At 66.0% G+C, this 19080-nt stretch carries 20 protein-coding genes and 1 pseudogene; 10 read left to right on the top strand and 11 right to left on the bottom strand.

The annotated features are described in order from the left end of the window. Positions 1 to 83: 83 nt before the first annotated feature. Entirely contained in the window at positions 84 to 569 is a 486-nt protein-coding gene (locus ACR652_RS24920; protein WP_434509165.1) for a tRNA (cytidine(34)-2'-O)-methyltransferase, read from the bottom strand. 287 nt (positions 570 to 856) lie between these two features. Between ACR652_RS24920 and petA the strand changes: the two genes are divergently transcribed. The 3 genes from petA (at position 857) to ACR652_RS24935 (ending at position 3579) form a co-directional block, all read left to right on the top strand. Further along, positions 857 to 1390 (top strand): ubiquinol-cytochrome c reductase iron-sulfur subunit, encoded by a 534-nt coding sequence (gene petA, locus ACR652_RS24925; RefSeq protein WP_434509166.1) that lies wholly within the window; start codon positions 857 to 859, stop codon positions 1388 to 1390. Positions 1391 to 1454: 64 nt separating this feature from the next. Beyond that, on the top strand, positions 1455 to 2693 hold the full coding sequence (locus ACR652_RS24930; RefSeq protein WP_434509167.1) for a cytochrome b: 1239 nt from the start codon (positions 1455 to 1457) through the stop codon (positions 2691 to 2693). Between the two features lie 34 nt (positions 2694 to 2727). Beyond that, a complete protein-coding gene (locus ACR652_RS24935) occupies positions 2728 to 3579 on the top strand; it encodes a cytochrome c1 (protein ID WP_434509168.1) in 852 nt (283 codons plus the stop codon). 61 nt (positions 3580 to 3640) lie between these two features. Here ACR652_RS24935 and ACR652_RS24940 read toward each other — a convergent pair whose 3' ends face one another. Continuing rightward, positions 3641 to 4270: a MarC family protein gene (locus ACR652_RS24940; RefSeq protein ID WP_434509169.1), complete on the bottom strand. Its 630-nt coding sequence runs from the start codon at positions 4268 to 4270 to the stop codon at positions 3641 to 3643. Between the two features lie 197 nt (positions 4271 to 4467). On the opposite strand from ACR652_RS24940, the gene ACR652_RS24945 reads away from it, so the two are divergent. From ACR652_RS24945 to ACR652_RS24975, 7 genes are all read left to right on the top strand, one after another. Then, on the top strand, positions 4468 to 4740 hold the full coding sequence (locus ACR652_RS24945) for a hypothetical protein (RefSeq protein ID WP_434509170.1): 273 nt from the start codon (positions 4468 to 4470) through the stop codon (positions 4738 to 4740). A 152-nt stretch (positions 4741 to 4892) separates the two neighbouring features. Next, a complete protein-coding gene (locus ACR652_RS24950; protein ID WP_434509171.1) occupies positions 4893 to 6191 on the top strand; it encodes a homoserine dehydrogenase in 1299 nt (432 codons plus the stop codon). A 9-nt stretch (positions 6192 to 6200) separates the two neighbouring features. Next, a complete protein-coding gene (locus ACR652_RS24955; protein ID WP_434509172.1) occupies positions 6201 to 7187 on the top strand; it encodes a fructose-bisphosphatase class II family protein in 987 nt (328 codons plus the stop codon). A gap of 57 nt (positions 7188 to 7244) precedes the next feature. Further along, positions 7245 to 8534, top strand: a complete 1290-nt coding sequence (locus ACR652_RS24960; RefSeq protein ID WP_434509173.1) for an RsmB/NOP family class I SAM-dependent RNA methyltransferase — start codon at positions 7245 to 7247, stop codon at positions 8532 to 8534. Positions 8535 to 8726: 192 nt separating this feature from the next. After that, complete coding sequence (locus tag ACR652_RS24965) at positions 8727 to 9089, top strand: endonuclease domain-containing protein (RefSeq protein ID WP_434509174.1); 363 nt, start codon at positions 8727 to 8729, stop codon at positions 9087 to 9089. A 58-nt stretch (positions 9090 to 9147) separates the two neighbouring features. After that, the gene (gene guaA / locus ACR652_RS24970) at positions 9148 to 10752 is read left to right on the top strand and encodes a glutamine-hydrolyzing GMP synthase (RefSeq protein WP_434509175.1); all 1605 of its coding nucleotides are present in this window, start codon (positions 9148 to 9150) and stop codon (positions 10750 to 10752) included. A gap of 293 nt (positions 10753 to 11045) precedes the next feature. Beyond that, positions 11046 to 12302 (top strand): tyrosine-type recombinase/integrase, encoded by a 1257-nt coding sequence (locus ACR652_RS24975; RefSeq protein ID WP_434509176.1) that lies wholly within the window; start codon positions 11046 to 11048, stop codon positions 12300 to 12302. Here ACR652_RS24975 and ACR652_RS24980 read toward each other — a convergent pair. The 9 genes and pseudogenes from ACR652_RS24980 to ACR652_RS25020 form a co-directional block, all read right to left on the bottom strand. After that, a complete protein-coding gene (locus ACR652_RS24980; protein WP_434509177.1) occupies positions 12268 to 12552 on the bottom strand; it encodes a helix-turn-helix transcriptional regulator in 285 nt (94 codons plus the stop codon). The genes ACR652_RS24975 and ACR652_RS24980 overlap by 35 nt on opposite strands. A 130-nt stretch (positions 12553 to 12682) precedes the next feature. Then, the gene (locus ACR652_RS24985; protein ID WP_434509178.1) at positions 12683 to 12895 is read right to left on the bottom strand and encodes a DUF2274 domain-containing protein; all 213 of its coding nucleotides are present in this window, start codon (positions 12893 to 12895) and stop codon (positions 12683 to 12685) included. Further along, positions 12892 to 14106 (bottom strand): TrbI/VirB10 family protein, encoded by a 1215-nt coding sequence (locus ACR652_RS24990; RefSeq protein WP_434509179.1) that lies wholly within the window; start codon positions 14104 to 14106, stop codon positions 12892 to 12894. The genes ACR652_RS24985 and ACR652_RS24990 overlap by 4 nt, the downstream gene beginning before the upstream one ends. Further along, positions 14103 to 15098, bottom strand: a complete 996-nt coding sequence (gene trbG, locus ACR652_RS24995) for a P-type conjugative transfer protein TrbG (RefSeq protein WP_434509180.1) — start codon at positions 15096 to 15098, stop codon at positions 14103 to 14105. The genes ACR652_RS24990 and trbG overlap by 4 nt, the downstream gene beginning before the upstream one ends. Then, positions 15095 to 15778, bottom strand: coding sequence for a conjugal transfer protein TrbF (gene trbF, locus ACR652_RS25000; protein ID WP_434509181.1), 684 nt, complete (start codon positions 15776 to 15778; stop codon positions 15095 to 15097). The genes trbG and trbF overlap by 4 nt, the downstream gene beginning before the upstream one ends. Then, the gene (gene trbL / locus ACR652_RS25005) at positions 15778 to 17031 is read right to left on the bottom strand and encodes a P-type conjugative transfer protein TrbL (protein ID WP_434509182.1); all 1254 of its coding nucleotides are present in this window, start codon (positions 17029 to 17031) and stop codon (positions 15778 to 15780) included. Before trbL ends, trbF begins: the two co-directional genes overlap by 1 nt. 4 nt (positions 17032 to 17035) lie before the next feature. Next, positions 17036 to 17413, bottom strand: a complete 378-nt coding sequence (trbK-alt, locus tag ACR652_RS25010; protein ID WP_434509183.1) for a putative entry exclusion protein TrbK-alt — start codon at positions 17411 to 17413, stop codon at positions 17036 to 17038. A gap of 14 nt (positions 17414 to 17427) precedes the next feature. Beyond that, a complete protein-coding gene (gene trbJ / locus ACR652_RS25015; RefSeq protein ID WP_434509184.1) occupies positions 17428 to 18162 on the bottom strand; it encodes a P-type conjugative transfer protein TrbJ in 735 nt (244 codons plus the stop codon). Continuing rightward, positions 18159 to 19080, bottom strand: a pseudogene (locus ACR652_RS25020) (conjugal transfer protein TrbE); the annotation flags it as partial. The gene trbJ and the pseudogene ACR652_RS25020, both read right to left, overlap by 4 nt.

The raw sequence follows: 19080 nt of genomic DNA on the forward strand, positions 1-19080 counted from the left end.
TCTCCTGGTTGCGCCGCCTTTTCAACGCCGGTCCGGGCCTTGTCAATTCATGGCGCGATGACAGGCCCCGGCCGCGACGGCCGTCAGCCTCCTTCACCCGCGCCGAGCTGACGCAGCGCCTCGCCCATGACCATCGCCGCCGCGACGGCGACATTGAGCGAGCGCGCCCGCGGCTGCATGGGGATCCGCACGGCGAGATCGGCGGCCGCGAAGACCGCGTCCGGCACGCCGGCGGATTCGCGGCCGACAAGGAGAATGTCGCCCGGCTGATAGGCGCAGGCGGTATAGCTCGCGGCGGCGCGGGTCGAGAGCAGCACCAGCCGCCGCGCCGCGCCCCCGGCCGCCGAGGCGGCGCGCCAGGCCTGAAAGGCGTCGAAGGAGGCGTGTCGGTGAATCGTCACGAGGTCGAGATAGTTCATCCCGGCGCGCCGGAACGCGGCGTCCGTGACCGGAAAGCCGGCCGGGCCGATGATCGCCGCCTCCACGCCGAGGCAGGCGCAGGCGCGCAGCATGGTCCCGGCGTTTTGCGGAATGTCGGGTTGGTAGAGGGCGAGGGCGAGGGGGGGCATGTGCGGAGAAACCAGCGGGAAGCCTTTGGAATTTGCGGCAAATCGCCGCGATGGCGCGCCCGGGCGCAAAGTGGGCGGCAAAGGCGCAAAATCCCGCCTCGCCCAAGTGGACATGGTGGCGGATCGGCGCCACATAAGCCGCGCGCGAGCGTGGTTCAAGCGTCTTTTGCCGGGCTGCGCCCTTGCAGGCTGGCGTGCGGCAGGTAAAAGTGGAACGATTGCGCCGAGTCGAGCCCGCGCTTGTTCCGGGGGCGGGCGTGGCGGCGGCGCGACGGGAGAGGTCAGGCGTGAACATCACTAACGGCACACAGAAGACGCCGGCTGAGCCGAGCCGTCGGGACATTCTCTACATCGCGACCGGCGCGGCGGCGACCGTGGCCGCCGGCGGCATGGTCTGGCCGCTGATCTCCCAGATGAACCCGGACGCCTCCACGCGGGCTCTCGCGTCGACCGAAGTCGATCTGTCCGCCATCCCCGTCGGCCAGATCGTGACCGTGAAATGGCGCGGCAAGCCCGTCTTCATTCGCCATCGCACCCCGGAGGAAATCAAGGCCGCCGAAGACGTTCCGCTGGCCGAACTCCCCGACCCGGAGCCCGATTCGAAGCGCGTCCAGAAGCCGGAATGGCTCGTGATCATCGGCGTCTGCACACATCTCGGCTGCATCCCGACGGGCAAGGCCGGCGAGTTCGACGGCTGGTTCTGCCCCTGCCATGGCTCGACCTATGACGTCTCCGGCCGCATCCGCAGCGGCCCCGCGCCCAGCAATCTGGAAGTGCCGCAATACAGCTTCCTGACCGACACCAAGATCAAGATCGGATAGTCGTTTTCGCCTCTCCGTCTTTTCCCGCGCCCTTTTCCGCGCCGCACGCATTCGAGAAAGTTCCATGAGCGGACATTCCCAGTACAAGCCCAAGAGCGGCTTCGCCCGTTGGCTGGAGCGCCGGCTGCCGATCCTCAGCTTCATGCATGATTCTTTCGTGTCCTATCCGACTCCTAAGAATCTGAATTACATGTGGACCTTCGGCGCCATCCTCTCCTTCATGCTGGTGGCGCAGATCGTGACCGGCATCGTGCTGGCGATGCATTACACGCCGGAAACCACGCTCGCCTTCGACTCTGTCGAGAAGATCATGCGGGACGTGAACTGGGGCTGGGCGCTGCGCTACTTGCACGCCAATGGCGCCTCGATGTTCTTCCTCGCCGTCTATATCCACATCTTCCGCGGCATGTATTACGGCTCCTACAAGGAGCCGCGCGAAGTGCTGTGGATACTCGGCGTCATCATCTTCGTGGTGATGATGGCGACGGGCTTCCTGGGCTATGTGCTGCCCTGGGGCCAGATGTCCTTCTGGGCGGCGACGGTCATCACCAACCTCTTCTCCGCGATCCCCGTCGTCGGCACGGCGATCACGACCTGGCTGCTCGGCGGCTATTCGGTCGATAATCCGACGCTCAACCGCTTCTTCGCCCTGCATTATCTGCTGCCCTTCATCATCATCGCCATTGTGGCGCTGCATGTGTGGGCGCTGCACGTGACGGGGCAGAACAATCCGACCGGCGTCGAGGTGAAGGACATCAAGAAGGACACCGTGCCCTTTACGCCCTATGCGACGCTGAAGGACGGCTATGCGATCGGCGCCTTTCTCGTGCTCTACGCCTGGATGGCCTTCTTCGTGCCGAATTATCTCGGCCATCCGGACAATTACATCGAGGCGAACCCGCTGGTGACGCCGCCGCACATCGTGCCGGAGTGGTATTTCCTGCCCTTCTACGCGATCCTGCGCGCCATCCCGAACAAGCTTCTCGGCGTCATCGCGCTGTTCCTGTCGATCCTGATCGCGGCGGCCTTGCCCTGGCTTGATCGCTCGCCGGTGAAGTCCGGCAGCTACCGCCCGATGTTCCGCAAGGCGTACTGGGTCTTTGTCGCGGTCTGCATTGGCCTCGGCTACCTTGGCGCACAGCCGGCGGAAGGGGTCTACCTGCTGCTCGCCCGCATCTTCTCCTTCTATTACTTCCTCCACTACGTGCTCATCCTGCCGCTGATCGCGAAATACGAGAAGCCCGAGCCCCTGCCGGAGTCGATCGACGCCGCCGTCGCCGCCGGGAGCGCCTCCCATGCGTGACGCCGGACACATGTTTGCCCAACGGGACTCTTCGATGAAGCGCAGACTGTTCTTGTCTTTCCTTTCGGGCGCCGCTCTGCTCGCAGCGGCAGTCGCCGCTTCGCCGGCGCTGGCGGAAGGACATCACGAGAAGAAACCCGAGGTCCAGAGCTGGACCTTCGCCGGGTTCTTCGGCCATTACGACAAGGCGCAGTTGCGCCGTGGCTTCAAGGTCTACAAGGAAGTCTGCTCGACCTGCCACTCGATCAAGATGCTGGCGTTCCGCAACCTCAGCCAGCCGGGCGGACCGGAATTTTCCGAAAAGGAGGTCGCGGAGCTGGCTGCGACCTACAAGGTCAAGGACGGCCCCAACGACAGCGGCGAATATTATGACCGGCCGGCGCGGCCGAGCGACCGCTTCCCGCCGCCCTTCGCCAACGAACAGGCCGCGCGCGCGGCGATGTCGGGCGCCTATCCGCCGGACATGTCGGTGCTGGCCAAGGCGCGCGGCTATGGCCGCGGCTTCCCGACCTTCCTGCTCGACGCATTGCCGGGTCTCTCCTACCAGGAGCACGGCGTCGATTACATCGCCTCGCTGCTGAAGGGCTATCAGGACCCGCCGCATGACGTGAAGGTGCCCGACGGCCAGTATTACAATGTCTATATGGCGGGCAATCGCATCGGCATCCCGCCGCCGCTTTCGGACGGGGCGGTCACCTATGACGACGGCGCGCCGCAGACGGTCGACCAATATGCGAAGGACGTGACCGCCTTCATGATGTGGGTCGCCGAGCCGCATCTCGAGGCCCGCAAACACATCGGGCAGGGCGTTCTGGCCTTCCTCATCGTGTTCGCGCTGCTGCTGTATTTCACCAAGCGCAAGATCTGGTCGAACGTCGCCCACTGAGCGGCGTTCGATGCTCACTGTCCCTCCCGTCATCGCTTGGGAGGGGCCTTCATCGGCGCGCTCATGAAAACAGGCTTTTCGCGCCGTCCATGACGAACTGGACGGCGAGCGAGGCCAGCAGCACGCCGATCAGCTTTTCCATCACGATGCTGGCCGAGGCGCCGACGAGGCGCTGCACGCCCGTCGCGAGCCGGCAGACGATCCAGCAGAGGACGACCACCGCGAGGATCGCGCCGATGAGCGCGGCAAGGCGCGCCGCGTCGCCATGGGCCTCGCCCGCGATCAGCAGCGTCGCCGTGATCGCGCCAGGCCCCGCCATCAGCGGTATCGCCAGCGGGAAGGCGGCGACGTTGCGGCCGTTTTCGCCCAGCGCCTGATGGGCCGTCGCGGAGTCGCGGCCAAGGCGCACCCCGAGCACCATCTCCGACGCGATCGAGAACAGCAGCAGCCCGCCCGCGACGCGGAAGGCGGGCAGAGTGATGCCCATGGCGCGCAGCAGCGCCGCGCCCCCGAACGCCGCGCCGGTCAGGATGAGAAAGGCGTAGAAACAGGCCCGCGCGGCGATGCTGGCGCGGGCGGCACCGCTGTGACCGGCCGTCGCGGCGAGAAAGACGGGGGCGAGCCCCAGGGGCTCGACCACCACGAACAAGGTGACGAAGGCCCCGATGAAGTCGCTGAGCACCGTGGTCATTCGCGCACCCCGCCACGGCGACGGGCGCGCCGCGACCTCACCTTCCTCGTCCTCACCTAGGGCGGATTCGCGCAGGAAGCGGCATCGCGCGGCGGCGCGACAGGGGCGTGAGCGGCGTCCCGAATTGCCGCCGTCGCCGCGCGCCCCATGTCTTGAGTATTCGGGCCCGCGGGGGCCTGCGAGAGAAGGGCGCGCACATGCGATCGCTCGCCAATGCGCTTTTCATCGTCGCCGTGGTCATCTTCGCCTCGGAGAAGAACTACGGCCTCAATTTCGTTTTCCTGCTGTGCGGCGTCATCGCCTTGCGCATGCTCTGGCTTACGAGGCTGAGGGCGGAGGTCCTCATGTTTGTCGGCGGACTGCCCAATCGCCTCGGCTACTGGATCTTCATCGGGGGTCCGCTCGGCTTCGCGGGCAGAATGCTGGCGCTGGCGCTGGTTCTCGCGCCGATCTACATCCTGGCGCCGTGAAAAAACGGCCCGCGAGCTGATCCGTCTGGCCGCAAGGCCCGGTCCCGACGCGCAACCGGGCGTCTTCCTTGATCGCCCACCCGAAATCGTGCACAAGGCCCCTTCCAGACCCCGAATTTGTCGGGGTCGTCGCTTTTTTCCGGAAGGTCGAAATGTCGGAGATCTTGCGCGTCGGCATCGCGGGGCTTGGCACCGTGGGCGCGGCTGTGGCGCGGCTTCTCCACCGTCAGGCGGAGGCGCTCATGGCGCGCACCGGCCGGCGAATCGTCGTCTCGGGCGTTTCCGCGCGCGACCAGCACAAGAAGCGCGACGCGGACTTCTCCGGCGTGGAGTTTTTCTCCGACCCGGTCAGGCTCGCCGCCTCCCCGACGATCGACCTGTTCGTGGAGTTGATCGGCGGCTCTGAAGGCCCGGCCCGCGCCAGCGTCGAGGCCGCGCTGGCGCATGGCAAATCGGTCGTCACCGCCAACAAGGCGCTGCTGGCCGCCCATGGCGTGCATCTGACGCAGCTTGCTGAAGAAAAGCATGTCGCGCTCTCCTTCGAAGCGTCGGTCGCCGGCGGCATCCCGATCGTCAAGACGCTGCGCGAGGGCCTCGCCGGCAATTCGATCGAGCGCGTCTACGGCATTTTGAACGGCACCTGCAATTACATCCTCTCCCGCATGGAGCGCGAGCAGCTCTCCTTCGAGGAATGTCTGACGGAGGCGCAGAAGCTCGGCTACGCCGAGGCCGATCCGACCTTCGACATCGGCGGCTTCGACACGGCGCACAAGCTCGCGATTCTGACCTCGCTCGCCTTCGGCACGCGCATTTCCGCCCAGTCCATCGACATCGAGGGCATCGAGCGCGTGACGCTCGCGGACATCGAGGCCGCGGATGAACTCGGCTTCCGCATCAAGCTGCTGGGCGTCGCCCAGCGCACGGCGGACGGCATCGAGCAGCGCGTGCATCCGACCATGGTGAGCAAGACTTCCGCCATCGCCCAGGTGATGGGCGTGCTCAACGCCGTCACCATCGACGCCGACGCCGTGCATGAGCTGACTCTCGTCGGCCCCGGCGCCGGCGGCGACGCCACGGCTTCGGCGGTCGTCGCGGATATCGCCGACATCGCCAAGGGCGTGCGCTCGGCGCCCTTCGGCCTGCCGTCGACCCAGCTCGTCGAGCTCAAGCGCACGCCGATGCGCCGGCACGAGGGCGGCTATTACATCCGCATGTCGGTGCGCGACGTCGCCGGCGCCTTCGCGAAAATCGCCGGGCGCATGGCCGAGCGGCAGATTTCGCTCGAAAGCATTATGCAGCGCGGGCGCCGCGGCGCGCCGGGGGCGGCCGTGGACGTGATCCTCATCACGCATGCGACGAGCGAGCATCTCGTCCGCGAGGCGCTGGACCTTATTTTCGAGGACGGCACCATCGTCTCCCGCGCCCAGGTCATCCGAATCGAGCGCGAGTAGGTCTCACCCATGGCGCAACCGCCACAGCTCGACGCCCCTTCGATCGACCGCCTGCTGACCATCGAGCTGGCGCGCGCCACGGAACGCGCGGCGGTGGCCGCAGCGCATCTGCGCGGTCGCGGCGACGAAATGAGCGCCGACCGCGCCGCCGTCGCGGCCATGCAGGAGGAGCTGGCGCGGCTGCCGGTGCGCGGGCGCATCGTCATCGGCGAGGGTGACGACGCGGATTCGTCGGGGCTCTTCGTCGGCGCCGAGCTCGGCGCGGCGGCGGGGCCGCTGGTCGAACTCGCGGTGGCGCCGCTCGAAGGGGCGACGCTCTGCGCCAAGGACATGACCGGCGCCATCGCCATCGCCGCCGCGGCGACCTCCGGCACGTTTCTGCACGCGCCCGATTCCTACATGGACAAGATCGCCGTCGGGCCGGGCTATCCCGAGGGCGTGGTCGACCTCGACCGCGACCCGGCCGACAATGTCCGCGCGCTGGCCGAGGCCAAGGGCGTGGCGACCAATGAGATCACCGTCTGCGTGCTGGATAGGCCGCGCCATGCCGCGATCATCTCCAAATGCCGCAAGGCGGGCGCCTGCGTGCGGCTGATTTCGGACGGCGACGTGGCGGGAATCGTGCTCGTCACCGATCCGTCGGAGACCGGCGTCGACATGTATCTGGGCCGTGGCGGCGCGCCGGAAGGCGTTCTGGCGGCGGCGGTTCTGCGTTGCGCTGGCGGGCAGATGCAGGGGCGTCTGGTGCTGGAGACGCCGGAGCAACGCGCCAGCGCGATCCGCTACGGTCTCACCGACCCGCGCAAGAAATATGGCGTGCGCGAGATGGTGACCGGCGACGTGGTCGTCTGCGTCACCGGCGTCACCGACGGGCCGTTGGTGGACGGCGTGGTGTTCGACAAGGGGCGCATCGAGACCGAGACCCTCGTCTATCGCTCGGCCACCGGCACGGTGCGCTGCATCGGCGCGCGGCGGCGGCCTCGCGCCGGCGCCTGACATTCCTTTTCACAGGGCGCCCTCGCCCCGTTCGCCGTTTCTGAAGGCCCGATCCGCATGACTCCCGCCGCCCAGATTTCCGCCGCCATAGAGATTCTCGGCGAGCTGACCCAGCGCCGCCGCCCCGTCGCCGATCTGCTGAAGGACTGGGGCGCGTCGCATCGTTTCGCGGGCTCGAAGGATCGCGCCGCCATCGCCAGCCTGGTCTTCGACGCGTTGCGCAAGAGCGCCTCCGCCCAGTGGATCATGGGCGCCGATACGCCCCGCGCGACCATGCTCGGGGCGTTGCGCGAGGCGCGTGGTCTGGACGCCGCGGCGATCGCCGCGCTCTGCTCCGGCGAGCGCCACGCCCCCGCTCCGCTCTTGGACGGGGAGCGCCATCGGCTGGAGACGGCGACGCTGGAGGGCGCCCCCGATCATGTGCGCGGCGATTTTCCGGAATGGCTGGCGGATCGCTTCGCCGCCGCTTTCGGCGATCGCGCCGCCGTGGAGGGCGCCGCGCTGGCGGCCCGCGCGCCAGTCGACCTTCGGGTCAACATATTGAAAGCGTCGCGCGAGCAGGCGCAGGCGCGGCTGTCCCATCTCGATCCGGCGCCGACGCCGCTCTCGCCCATCGGTCTGCGCATCGACGCCGGGCAGGGCAGGGGACCGGCGCTCGCGGCCGAGACGGCCTATGTCAAAGGGCTGGTCGAACCGCAGGACGAAGCCTCGCAGCTTGCGTCTCTCCTCTGCGCCGCCGCGCCGGGCGAGCAGGTTCTCGATCTCTGCGCGGGCGGCGGGGGCAAGGCGCTGGCGCTGGCCGGGCAGATGCACAATCGCGGGCAGCTCTACGCCCATGACGCCGACGGCCGCCGGCTGATGCCGATCCACGACAGGCTGGAGCGGGCGGGGGCGCGAAACATTCAGGTGCGTCAACCGCGCGGCAAGGCCGATGTGCTGGCCGATCTCGAAGGCCGCTGCGACCTGACGCTGATCGACGCGCCCTGCACCGGCGTCGGCACCTGGCGGCGGCATCCCGACGCCAAATGGCGCCTCGCGCCCGGCGCGCTGGACTTGCGGTTGAAGGAACAAGCGGCGCTGCTGGAGCAGGGCGCGCGTTACGTGAAGCCGGGCGGCCGGCTGGTCTATGTGACATGTTCGCTGCTGCGCGAGGAGAACGAGGATCAGGCCGCCGCGTTTCTGGCGGCCCATGCCGATTTCAAGGCGGTTTCGGCTGCTGACATGACCGAGGCGGCCGGGTTGCCGGAGCTGGCCCGCTTCGCTTCGCTGCACGGGGCGGGATTGCGGCTCTCGCCCGCGACCAGCGGGACTGACGGGTTTTATGTTTGTGTGATGCGGAGGGGGTAGGTGGGGCGTTGAGGCCCCCTCCCCAGCCCTCCCCCGCTTCGCGGGAGAGGGAGTTAGATGTCGGTGCGGCTCAGTTTATGGTCATGCTTGCCGGTGAGCGTCCCTTCTCCCGCGAAGCGGGGGAGGGACAGGGAGGGGGTCGTGCCGCGAAAGCTCCCAAAAATCGCTTTCGCACGAAAACTCCGCCGGGAAATGTCCGAAGCCGAGCGCAAGCTCTGGCATGCCCTGCGCGGCCACCGCTTCCACGGCCTGCAATTCCGCCGGCAAGCCCCCTGCGGCCCCTATGTCGCGGATTTCCTCTGTCACGGCGCAAGGCTCATCGTCGAGGTCGACGGCGCCACGCACTCGACCGACGACGAGCTGCGCCGGGACGCCGCCCGCGACAGATGGCTCGCGGCGAACGGCTTTTCTGTCTTGCGAGTCACCAATGGGCAGGTTTACTCAGAGTTTGAGGGCGTGCTGGAGACGATACGTCTGCGCGCCGAGGCCTTAACGCCCCCTCCCCAACCCTCCCTCGCTTCGCGGGAGAGGGAGTCAGAGCCTCGTCGCCGATAGGCTCAGGCTCGTCGGCGCCGACCATGAGCGTAGGGAGGGGGCCTCGAAAAGAGAACCCATGACTGCCGCCACGGACAGCTTCCACCACGACATCGCCGACCGCCACGACAAGGTGCTCATTGTCGACTTCGGCTCGCAGGTCACGCAGCTCATCGCGCGGCGCGTGCGCGAGGCGGGGGTCTATTGCGAGATCGCGCCTTTCCAGAGCGCCGACCGCGCCTTTGCCGACATCCGGCCGAAAGCGGTGATCCTCTCCGGCGGGCCCTGCTCGGTGACCGACGAGGGTTCGCCCCGGGCGCCGCAGGCGATCTTCGAGTCCGGCGTGCCGGTGCTCGGCATCTGCTATGGCGAGCAAACCATGGCCACGCAACTCGGCGGCATGGTGGAGGCGGGGCATCACCGCGAGTTTGGCCGCGCCGACATCACCGCGCTGGAGCATAGCGCCCTCTTCGACGGGGTGTGGAAACAGGGCGCGAGCTATACGGTCTGGATGAGCCATGGCGATCGCGTGACGAAACTGCCGGAGGGCTTCCGCGTCATCGCGGCCTCCGGGAACGCGCCCATGGCGGCGATCGCGGATGAAAAGCGTCGTTACTTCGGCCTGCAATTCCACCCTGAAGTCGTGCATACGCCCGACGGCGCCAGGCTGCTCTCGAATTTCGTGCACAAGGTCGCGGGGCTGAAATCCGACTGGACCATGGCCGCCTTTCGTGGCGAGGCCATCGCTGCGATCCGCAAGCAGGTGGGCGACGGGCGCGTGTTGTGCGGCCTCTCGGGCGGCGTCGACAGCGCCGTGGCGGCGGTCCTGATTCACGAGGCCATCGGCGACCGTCTGACCTGCGTCTTCGTCGACCATGGCCTGCTGCGGCTCGGCGAAGCGGAGGAGGTCGTGAGTCTCTTCCGCGATCACTACAACATCCCGCTGCATCATGTGCAGGCGGAGGAGCTTTTCCTCGGCGCGCTGGAGGGGGTTCACGATCCCGAGGTGAAGCGCAAGACCATCGGCCGCCTGTTCATCGAGACCTTCGAGGCGGAGGCGAAGAAGATCGCGCAGGACGGACGCGGCGCGCCGCAGTTTCTCGCGCAGGGAACGCTATATCCGGATGTGATCGAAAGCGTCTCGTTCACGGGCGGTCCATCCGTCACGATCAAGTCCCATCACAATGTGGGTGGTTTGCCGGAGCGCATGAACATGGCGCTGGTGGAGCCGCTGCGCGAACTCTTCAAGGACGAAGTGCGCGCCCTGGGCCGCGAGCTTGGTCTGCCGGAGGCCTTCGTCGGCCGCCATCCCTTCCCGGGGCCGGGCCTCGCCATTCGCTGCCCCGGACTCATCACCCGCGAGAAGCTCGACATTCTCCGCAAGGCCGACGCCGTCTATCTCGACGAAATCCGCAAGGCGGGTCTCTACGACAAGATCTGGCAGGCCTTCGCGGCGCTCTTGCCGGTGCGCAGCGTCGGCGTGATGGGCGACGGCCGCACCTATGATTACGTCCTCGCGCTGCGCGCCGTGACGAGCAGCGACGGCATGACCGCCGATTTTTATCCTTTCGACATGAATTTCCTGGGCCGCGCGGCAACGAGGATCATCAACGAGGTCAGGGGCGTCAATCGGGTGGTCTATGACGTCACGTCGAAACCGCCCGGCACGATCGAGTGGGAATAATTTTTGCCCATCCGAGGGTATCCGGAACTACGCCACCGCGCGACGCAACTATATGAAAAAAATAAATAATCCTGCCGATACCTATCGGGGGCTATCGGTGGGCATGAATCGCGTCTGGCGGCCTCGCTGACGGACCTCGCCCCCATTGATCAACGAGAAAATCGAAAGTACCGTCACGGCAAATGAGGCTCGTGACGGTACTTTTTTTGATCTAATACACTGAATAGTAATCGTTCTCACCGCCACGAGCCTCCGAAAACCGCGTGACGGTACTTTTCGCAAGGTGGCTCAGCATGTTGACCGATGCAGCGCTCAAGGCTCTGAAACCTAGAGAGAAAATGTTCAAGGTGACCGACCGTGACGGCATGTATGTGCGCGTGGCACCGTCTGGCGCCATCTCCTTCAGGCTCGACTACCGGCTGAACGGCAGGCGGGAGACCATCTATCTCGGCAAGTACGCCCGAGACGGGATCTCGCTCGCCCGGGCTCGCGAACTATGCCTGGACGCGCGCCGGGCGATCGCAGAGGGGCGGTCCCCCGCCATCGAGAAGCAGCGGGAAAAGCGCCGGATCAAGGAAGCCAAGAGTTTCGGCGAGTTCGGGGAGAAGTGGCTGGTCAACGCGCCAATGGCTGACAGCACGCGCGCGATGCGCCGCTCGATCTTTGAGCGGGAGCTTATGCCAGTCTGGCGGAACCGTTTGCTGACCGAGATCACGCCCGATGACCTTCGCGCCCATTGCGCGAAGATCGTGGAACGGGACGCACCGGCGACGGCGATCCATGTGCGGGATATCCTGAAGCAGATCTACGGCTTCGCCATTCTCCACGGCGAGAAGGTCGCAAACCCGGCCGATGACGTCGGTCCGGCCTCGATCGCCACCTTCACACCCAAAGACCGTGCGCTCTCGGCGACCGAGATCCGCATCATGCTCAAGCAGCTCGAGCATGTTGCCACGCTGCCAACGATCCGCCTCGGCATGAAGCTCTACCTCCTGACCATGGTCCGGAAGAGCGAGCTGCAGGACGCAGTTTGGGACGAAGTCGATTTCGACAATGCCGTCTGGACGATCCCGAAGGAGCGTATGAAGCGATCGAAGCCGCACAACGTCTATTTGTGCCGGCAGACGCTCGACATCATGATCGCGCTCAAGACTTGCGCCGGGAACTCGCGCTACCTGCTGCCCTCTCGGTACGATGCAGACGCACCGATGTCGCGCGCGACCTTCAACCGGGTCACCTACGCCGTCGTCGAACAGGCGAAGAAGGAGGGGCTGCCGCTGGAGCCGTTCACCGTCCACGATCTGCGGCGCACGGGGTCGACGCTCCTCAACGAGCTGGGCTTCAACCGCGACTGGATCGAAAAGTGCCTGGCGCACGAGGACGGGCGCTCATCACGCGGCGTCTACAACAAGGCCGAGTATGAGGTTCAGCGTCGGCACATGATGCAGGAATGGGCTGACATCGTTGATGCCTGGGTTGAGGGTCGGAAACATGTTCCAACGTTACTGCCTCCCTCTATGCCCCTTGTTGCGCTCGATCCCGCGCTTTGACAGGCCGGGACTTGCGCTTGGAGACGTCGGGATGCTGCGCTCGACGGATCGGAGTTGCGCGCCGCGCCAACAACCAAGCGTGAACCTCGGAGAGATCCCAGACGATACAGCGCGGCGACAGCGCAAAGCGCCGAGGAAACTCACCGCGCTGTTCCATCTCGTAAATCGTGCTGTCTGCGAGGGGGACCATCTCTCGCAGTTGGTGCCTTCTGATGGTCTTCCTGATCTCCAAAGTATCGCTCTGGGCCATGCTCGATCTCCTTCTCGGCTGTTGCTGGGGATTGAGAATGATAGGTGTCGGTGCTGGAAGTCCCTTAAGAACGGCTTGCGGCAATCTCGGGCTCTGGCGTGCAAATCGGTGGGCTCAGATCTGGAGCCGCTTACGATCGGCGGGCTTTTTTGAACACTCTGTCGCTGGCAATAAATCGCTCCAACATCGGCGCAATGAGTTTTTCCGGCTCGATCGCCTTCCCTGAGTCGCTCGCGAGGATTTCCGCATAGGCGACCAAATTCCGATGCAGCGCCGCCGACAGTGTGACGGTAACCTTGACCGGCTTCTCGTCTTCCACGCTGGAGAGTTTCAACTTCGTCATGGCTCGCTTCCTGTCGCCGCGACATCACCGGGTGCGCGGTAAGACGCGAGAACGATGTCGCGCGTGACCATCACCCGGACCGGAAACCCCGGCCGAATGGTGAGCGTCGGCTGGATGTTGAGATTGCGCCCGACGATCTGCTGTCCGGTCTGATTGAGGCTTTGCGCGCCGCCGCGACGCAACGCCTGAATGAGGGCGTTTTCGGTACCAGTTGTCCCGAGCTGCGTCCCGACGCCGAGAATGGTTGACAGCGCAGCCGCGCCGGCGAGGCGGAGCCAATGATGATCTACTTCGTCCTCGAGCCCGGAATAGCCGGCCGCGTCGGCGCCGGGCTGGCGCTCGAGAACGATGGAGCGCCCGTCCGGGAGAATTAGCCGGCTCCAGACGAGGAGCACGCGCGACTGGCCGAAGGCGATCTGGGAGTCGTAGACGCCGACGAGCTTGGAGCCCTGCGGAATGAGCAGGAAGCGCCCGGTCGGGCTGTCATAGACGTTCTCGGTGACTTGCGCCGTGATCTGCCCGGGAAGATCGGAGCGGATGCCGGTGACGAGCGCGGCGGGAATGACCGTGCCCGCCTGCAGGACATAGCGCGACGCCGGGGCGGCGAGGCGATCCGGACTGACCGTGCGTCGATCGGTTGGCGCATTGACGAAAGCGAGCTTGCGCTCCTGCATATTCTGGATGTCGCCGGGATCGATTGGGGCCGGCTCGGTTGGAAGCGACAACGCTTGGACGCTTGGAACCACCGTCGATCTTTGAGCTACCTCGGCACTTGCCGACGGCCGCTCGCGCACGTTCGTCGTCGCAAAGAGCTTCGCCGTCCGAGCCGCCTCGTGTTCCTGGCCAATGCGCTGTTGTTCGGGATCAGGACTGGTCGGCGGTAATTGCCCTTGGGCCGCGAGGATCGGCCGACCGAGATCGCCTGGAAGCGGCGGGCCGAGCTTGGGGACGTTCTTCGGCAGGCCCGAATAGTCGCGCGGCAGGGACGCAAGACCGTCGGGCGTGGCCTTTGCGTCGGTATTGATGACCTCCGGCGCGGGGCCAGAACGCGATCGTCCCTGCAAAGCCCAGATCGTCATGCCGAGAAGCGCAGCAGACGAGACGCCCGCGAGCGTGATAAGTACGCGGCGCGAGAGTCGAGTCACCGGCGGTCGCTCGGGGCGCAGGCGCAATTCTTCCGCGAGCTTCTTCTCGTGCTCCGGGGCGCTCATATGGCGGACCCTCCGTCGCTGCGCACGATCCGTACGACCTTCTGGTCGTCGGAACCGAAACGCAACTCAGCGGCGGCAAAGAGCCGGTCGACGATCATGTGATTGCCGCGCACCCGGTAATTGACCAGCTGGCTGTCGCCCGATGCGCCAGTGACGAAGAGCGGCGGCATCTCGCCCTGAGAAACGCCGCGCGGGAATTCGATATAGACCTTTCGGCCGTCGTCGAAGGCGCGAAGCGGCCGCCAGGGCGCGGCGTCGCCCTCGATCGCGTAGCGGAAATTGAGCCGGGCGAGATCGAGGCCGACATCGACCGGTGCGGCGGCTTCGGCGGCGACGTTCTGGCGGCGTAGCGCGATGAGCTCGTCCTGTGGATATTGCCAGGAGACCGAGGCCATATAGGTCTTATCGGTCGAACGCAGCTCAAGATGATAAGTGCGCCGGTCTGTGTTGATAACGAGATTGGTCATCAGATCGGCGCGAGTCGGCTTGACCATGATGTGGGTCTTACGGGCGGCGCCCGCGCCGCTTTCCGTATCGCCGATGATCCAGCGCACCGTGTCCCCGGCGGCGACGGGGCCGGAGCCCACGAGCTGCTCGCCATCCTGTAGCGCTATGTCGGTGATCTCGCCGGGGGCGGCATAGACCTGATAGAGCGCGCCTTCCGTGAAGGGGTAGACCTGGACGGCGTTGATATAACCGGCGCGGCGCGGCTCCATGCGCGCGGCGGCGTTGGCCTGTTCGATCCGCACTTTCGGATCGACGGGCTCCGGCCGTTCGCCTTTGCTCCGCGCAAGGGATTTGAGCTGGCCCGGCAGCGGCAGAACCTTTGGGACCTCGACGATCTTGACCGGGCCGGGCGGATCGCTCTGGAGGCTCGCGGGGACAGGCAAATCGTCATAGGCGATCTCGGGCGGCTTGAAGCTCGAACAGGCTGTGAGCAAGGACGATGAGAGAGTGAGGCTCGCGAAAGCCCGAAACGAAAATGGCGTCATTGCCCAAGCTCCTTCGACCAGTTGATGGCGTGAATGAAAAGGCCGAGCGGGTTCTTGCGCAGGCGCTCGGCGTCGCGGGGCGGTTGAAGGATGATGGTGAAAATGGCGGTCCAACGCTCTGTCGAAGCGAGGCTGGCGTTCTCGTAGCGGCGTTCCGTCCAGGCGACGCGGAAGGAATCATCCGAGGCGCGAATGACGCTGGCGACGTCGATAGCGATCTGGACCTGCCCGACCTTGGCGAAGGGATCGTTTGCCCGGGCGTAGTCGTTCAGCGCCAGCGCGCCCTTGTCGGTGACGAAGTCATAGGCCTTGAGCCAGTTCTGACGCACGACGATGGGGTCGGCCGGGATCGAGCGGACATGCTCAACGAAGCGGGCGAGATGCCAGGCGATCTGGGGATCGGTTGGCCGGTAATCGGCGATGGCGGGGGCGACGGCCTTCGCCTCGCCGAATTTGTCGATCTGCACGACCCAGGGAACGACGGAGCCGCGCGCATTCTGCCAGACGAGGGCGACGGCGAGACCGCCGGCGAGGAACAGATTGCCGAAGGCGATGAGCCGCCAGTTTTTCGCCTGCACGCGCGCCGAGCCGATGCGCTCGTCCCAGACCTGCGCGGCTTTCTGGTAGGGCGTTTCGGGTTCGGGGGTTCGTCCGTAGCGGACGGAAGATCGTTTGAACATTAGCGGGCCTCGGACAGATTGAAGGAGGCGCCGCCGCCGTGGGCGTCGCCGGAGCGAAGGGCGTGGGCGGCGATCGAGACGCCGTGCGAGACGGATTGGGAGCGCTTGAGGCGCTTCGCCCAGGCGGGTTCGACGGAAGGCGCCGGATTGACTCCAATGCCTGAGGAGGCGCTGCCGTCGGGCAGGGGAGACGCCGCGGCGCCGGCCGAAGCGAACGGTCGCGCGGCCGCACCTCCTGAGCCGCCGCCAGAGCTGCCAGTCGGCGCGGAAGGCGGCGCGTTGCCGTCGGGCGGCTGCGGCCCCCGTGATGGCGGCAATGTCGCCGCGGCCTGCGTCTCGCTCCTTCCGGCAAGCCCCGAGACCGTCCCGCCCGCAAGACGCAAGGCGCCATAGCCAGCGGCCCCCGCGCCGCCCGCGACAAGCCCGGTCCCGACGACGGCGCCCGCGCCGAGCTGCGGGCCGCCCGAGACGATCCCATTGGCGATGCCGGGGCCGAAGATTCCGAGGCCGAGTAGGGAGAGCGCCGCGAGAACCAGCGCCATGGCGTCATCGACGGTGGGCTGGCCCAAGAACCCTTGCGTGAATTGCGCGAAGAGCGTCGAGCCGATGCCGACGATGACGGCGAGCACCAGCACCTTCACGCCGGAGGAGACGACATTGCCGAGCACGCGTTCGGCGAGAAAGGCGGTCTTGCCGAAGAGGCCGAAGGGAATGAGGACGAAACCGGCGAGCGTCGTCAGCTTGAATTCGATCAGCGTGACGAAGAGCTGGATCGCCAGAATGAAAAAGCTCAGGAGAACGATGAGCCAGGCGATGAGGAGAATGGCGATCTGGATCACGTTCTCGAAGAAGGAGACGTAGCCGAGAAGCTGCGACAGGGAATCGAGAAGGGGGCGTCCGGCGTCGATCCCGACTTGCGCCACGCGGCCGGGCCGCAGAAAGTCGGCGGCGGAGAGGCCGGCGCCGGCAGCCTTGAGGCCGAGACCCGAAAAGCTTTCGAAGACGATGCGGGCGAGATTATTCCAGTTACTGATGAGATAGGCGAAGACGCCGACAAAGAGCGTCTTCTTCACTAGACGGGCGATGATGTCTTCGTCGGGGCCCATGCTCCAGAAGAGCGCGGCGAGGGTGACGTCGATGACGAGAAGCGTCGTCGCCAGAAAACCGACCTCGCCGCCGAGGAGGCCGAAGCCTGAGTCGATATAGCGGGTGAAGGTCTCGAGGAAGCGATCGATAACGCCGGTGCCGCCCATGGCGCTACTCGCTCCTTCGCGCGGGCGTAGGCGATGCGCCGTCGCCGGGCGAGCGATGCGTGGGAAACATGTCGATGAGATGCTCGGCGGGTTGCGCCGACTTCCCGTCCCCAAGAAACCTCTTGCGCTCCTTCGCCCAGAGATCCTTACAGGCGGGGTCGTCGGCTTCTTCGATGGGAAGCTGTGCGCAACGTAAAAGCTCGGCGTCGATCGCAGGCTCTCTCGACGGCGCGCCGATTGGCGCAAGCGACGCCGGTTTCGTTCGCGCCGCGACATCGGCGTCGCAGGCGGATTCGACGCCAATGAGCGCGATCGCGCCGATGACAATCCCAACGGCGACAAAGCCGATATTCTCGGGGGCGAGCCATTCTCTCCAGTTCATGACGCCGCCCTCGCTCAATGGAACATGGCGACATTGCCGGGCTGATAGGCCTGGCCGGGCGCAACGAAGCGACGCATCTGCTCGCGCGCCTGCTCCTGGGCTTCGGCGTTGCGCGCAAGCTCGAGCGACTGGGCACGCCCTTGTGACGCGAGAAGAGCGGTCACGTCTGCGAGCTGCTTGCTTTGGAGCGCCAGAAGCTGATTGCCGGCCTGCGACGCCTGAAGCGCGCCGAGCGCGGATTGGCTCGACGAGATGAGCGCGCCGGCTTCCGAGCGGGCGGTGTCGATGGATTGAACTATCCCCGCCTGAACGCGCATCGCGTCCTGCAAGGCGGACAAGGAATTTTGCCAGCGCTGCCGCGCGCCGTCGACAAGGCTCGCGGAACTCGCTGAGGCGTTGATAGCCCCATATTGCGTCGAAAAGGCCTGATCGATCTGCTGCACGTTGTAGGCGATGCGCTGAGCCTCGCGGAGCAGCTGCTGAGTCTGCGAGATCGACTGCTGGATCGTCTGCAGAGAGGAATAGGGAAGGTTCGCAAGGTTCCTTCCCTGATTGATCAGCATCCGCGCCTCGTTCTGGAGGCTCGTGATCTGATTGTTGATCTGCTGCAGCGTGTTCGCCGCGGTCAGGACGTTCTGGGCGTAATTGGTCGGATCGAACACCATCAATTGCGCCGAGGCGGGCGCACTGAGGCAAGCCAGCGACAATGCGAAAGCGCTCGCGGCAGCGAGGCGACGAATGCGGGTCATGACGATTTCTCCAGATCGGTGGGGGTAGGCAGAAGTTCGGCGGCCCAGTCGAGGCCGCGCGCGGACAGCCAGGCGCGGGCGAAGCCATCGAGCCCGACGTCCGCAAGAATCTCGGCGATGAGCTTTTGGTCGGTCTTCGAGGACGCGGCGCAAAGCACGAGCGCTATGGGACCGAGGCCCAATTCAAAAAGGCGGTTGCCGCACCGCGACTGACAGTAATAGTCGCGCTTGGGCGTCGCCCGGGCGATGATCTCGATCTGTCGGTCGTTGAGGCCGAAGCGGCGATAGATCGCGGTGATCTGCGGCTCGATCGCCCGCTCGTTCGGGAGGAAGATGCGCGTCGGGCAGCTCTCGACGATCGCCGGCGCGATCGGGCTATTGTCGATGTCCGAGAGCGACTGGGTGGCGAAGACGACGGAAGCGTTCTTCTTCCGTAGAGTCTTCAGCCATTCGCGCAGCTGGCGCGCGAAGGCGGGATCATCGAGAACGAGCCAGCCTTCGTCGATGACGAGCAAAGTCGGCCGCCCGTCCAGCCGTTGCTCCAGGCGATGAAAAAGATAGGTGAGGACGGCTGCGGCCGCGCCGGCGCCGATGAGGCCTTCCGTCTCGAAGGCCTGAAAATTGGAATAGCCGAGGCGCTCCTCTTCGGCGTCGAGCAGCCGGCCGAAGGCGCCGCCCACGCAATAGGGCTGAAGCGCCTGCTTCAGGGCCGTCGACTGGAGCAGGACGGCGAGCCCGGTGAGCGTTCGTTCATCGGGCGGCGAGGAGGCGAGCGATGTGAGCGCCGACCAGACATGCGCTTTGGCGGTCGGATCTATGGCGGCGCCTTCCTTGGCGAGGATCGCGGCTGCCCATTCCGCCGCCCAGGCGCGCTCGGCCGCGTCGTCGATGCGGGCGAGCGGCTGGAGAGACACGCTA

It is taken from the genome of Methylocystis sp., from assembly GCF_051061225.1.
Classification (GTDB): domain Bacteria; phylum Pseudomonadota; class Alphaproteobacteria; order Rhizobiales; family Beijerinckiaceae; genus Methylocystis.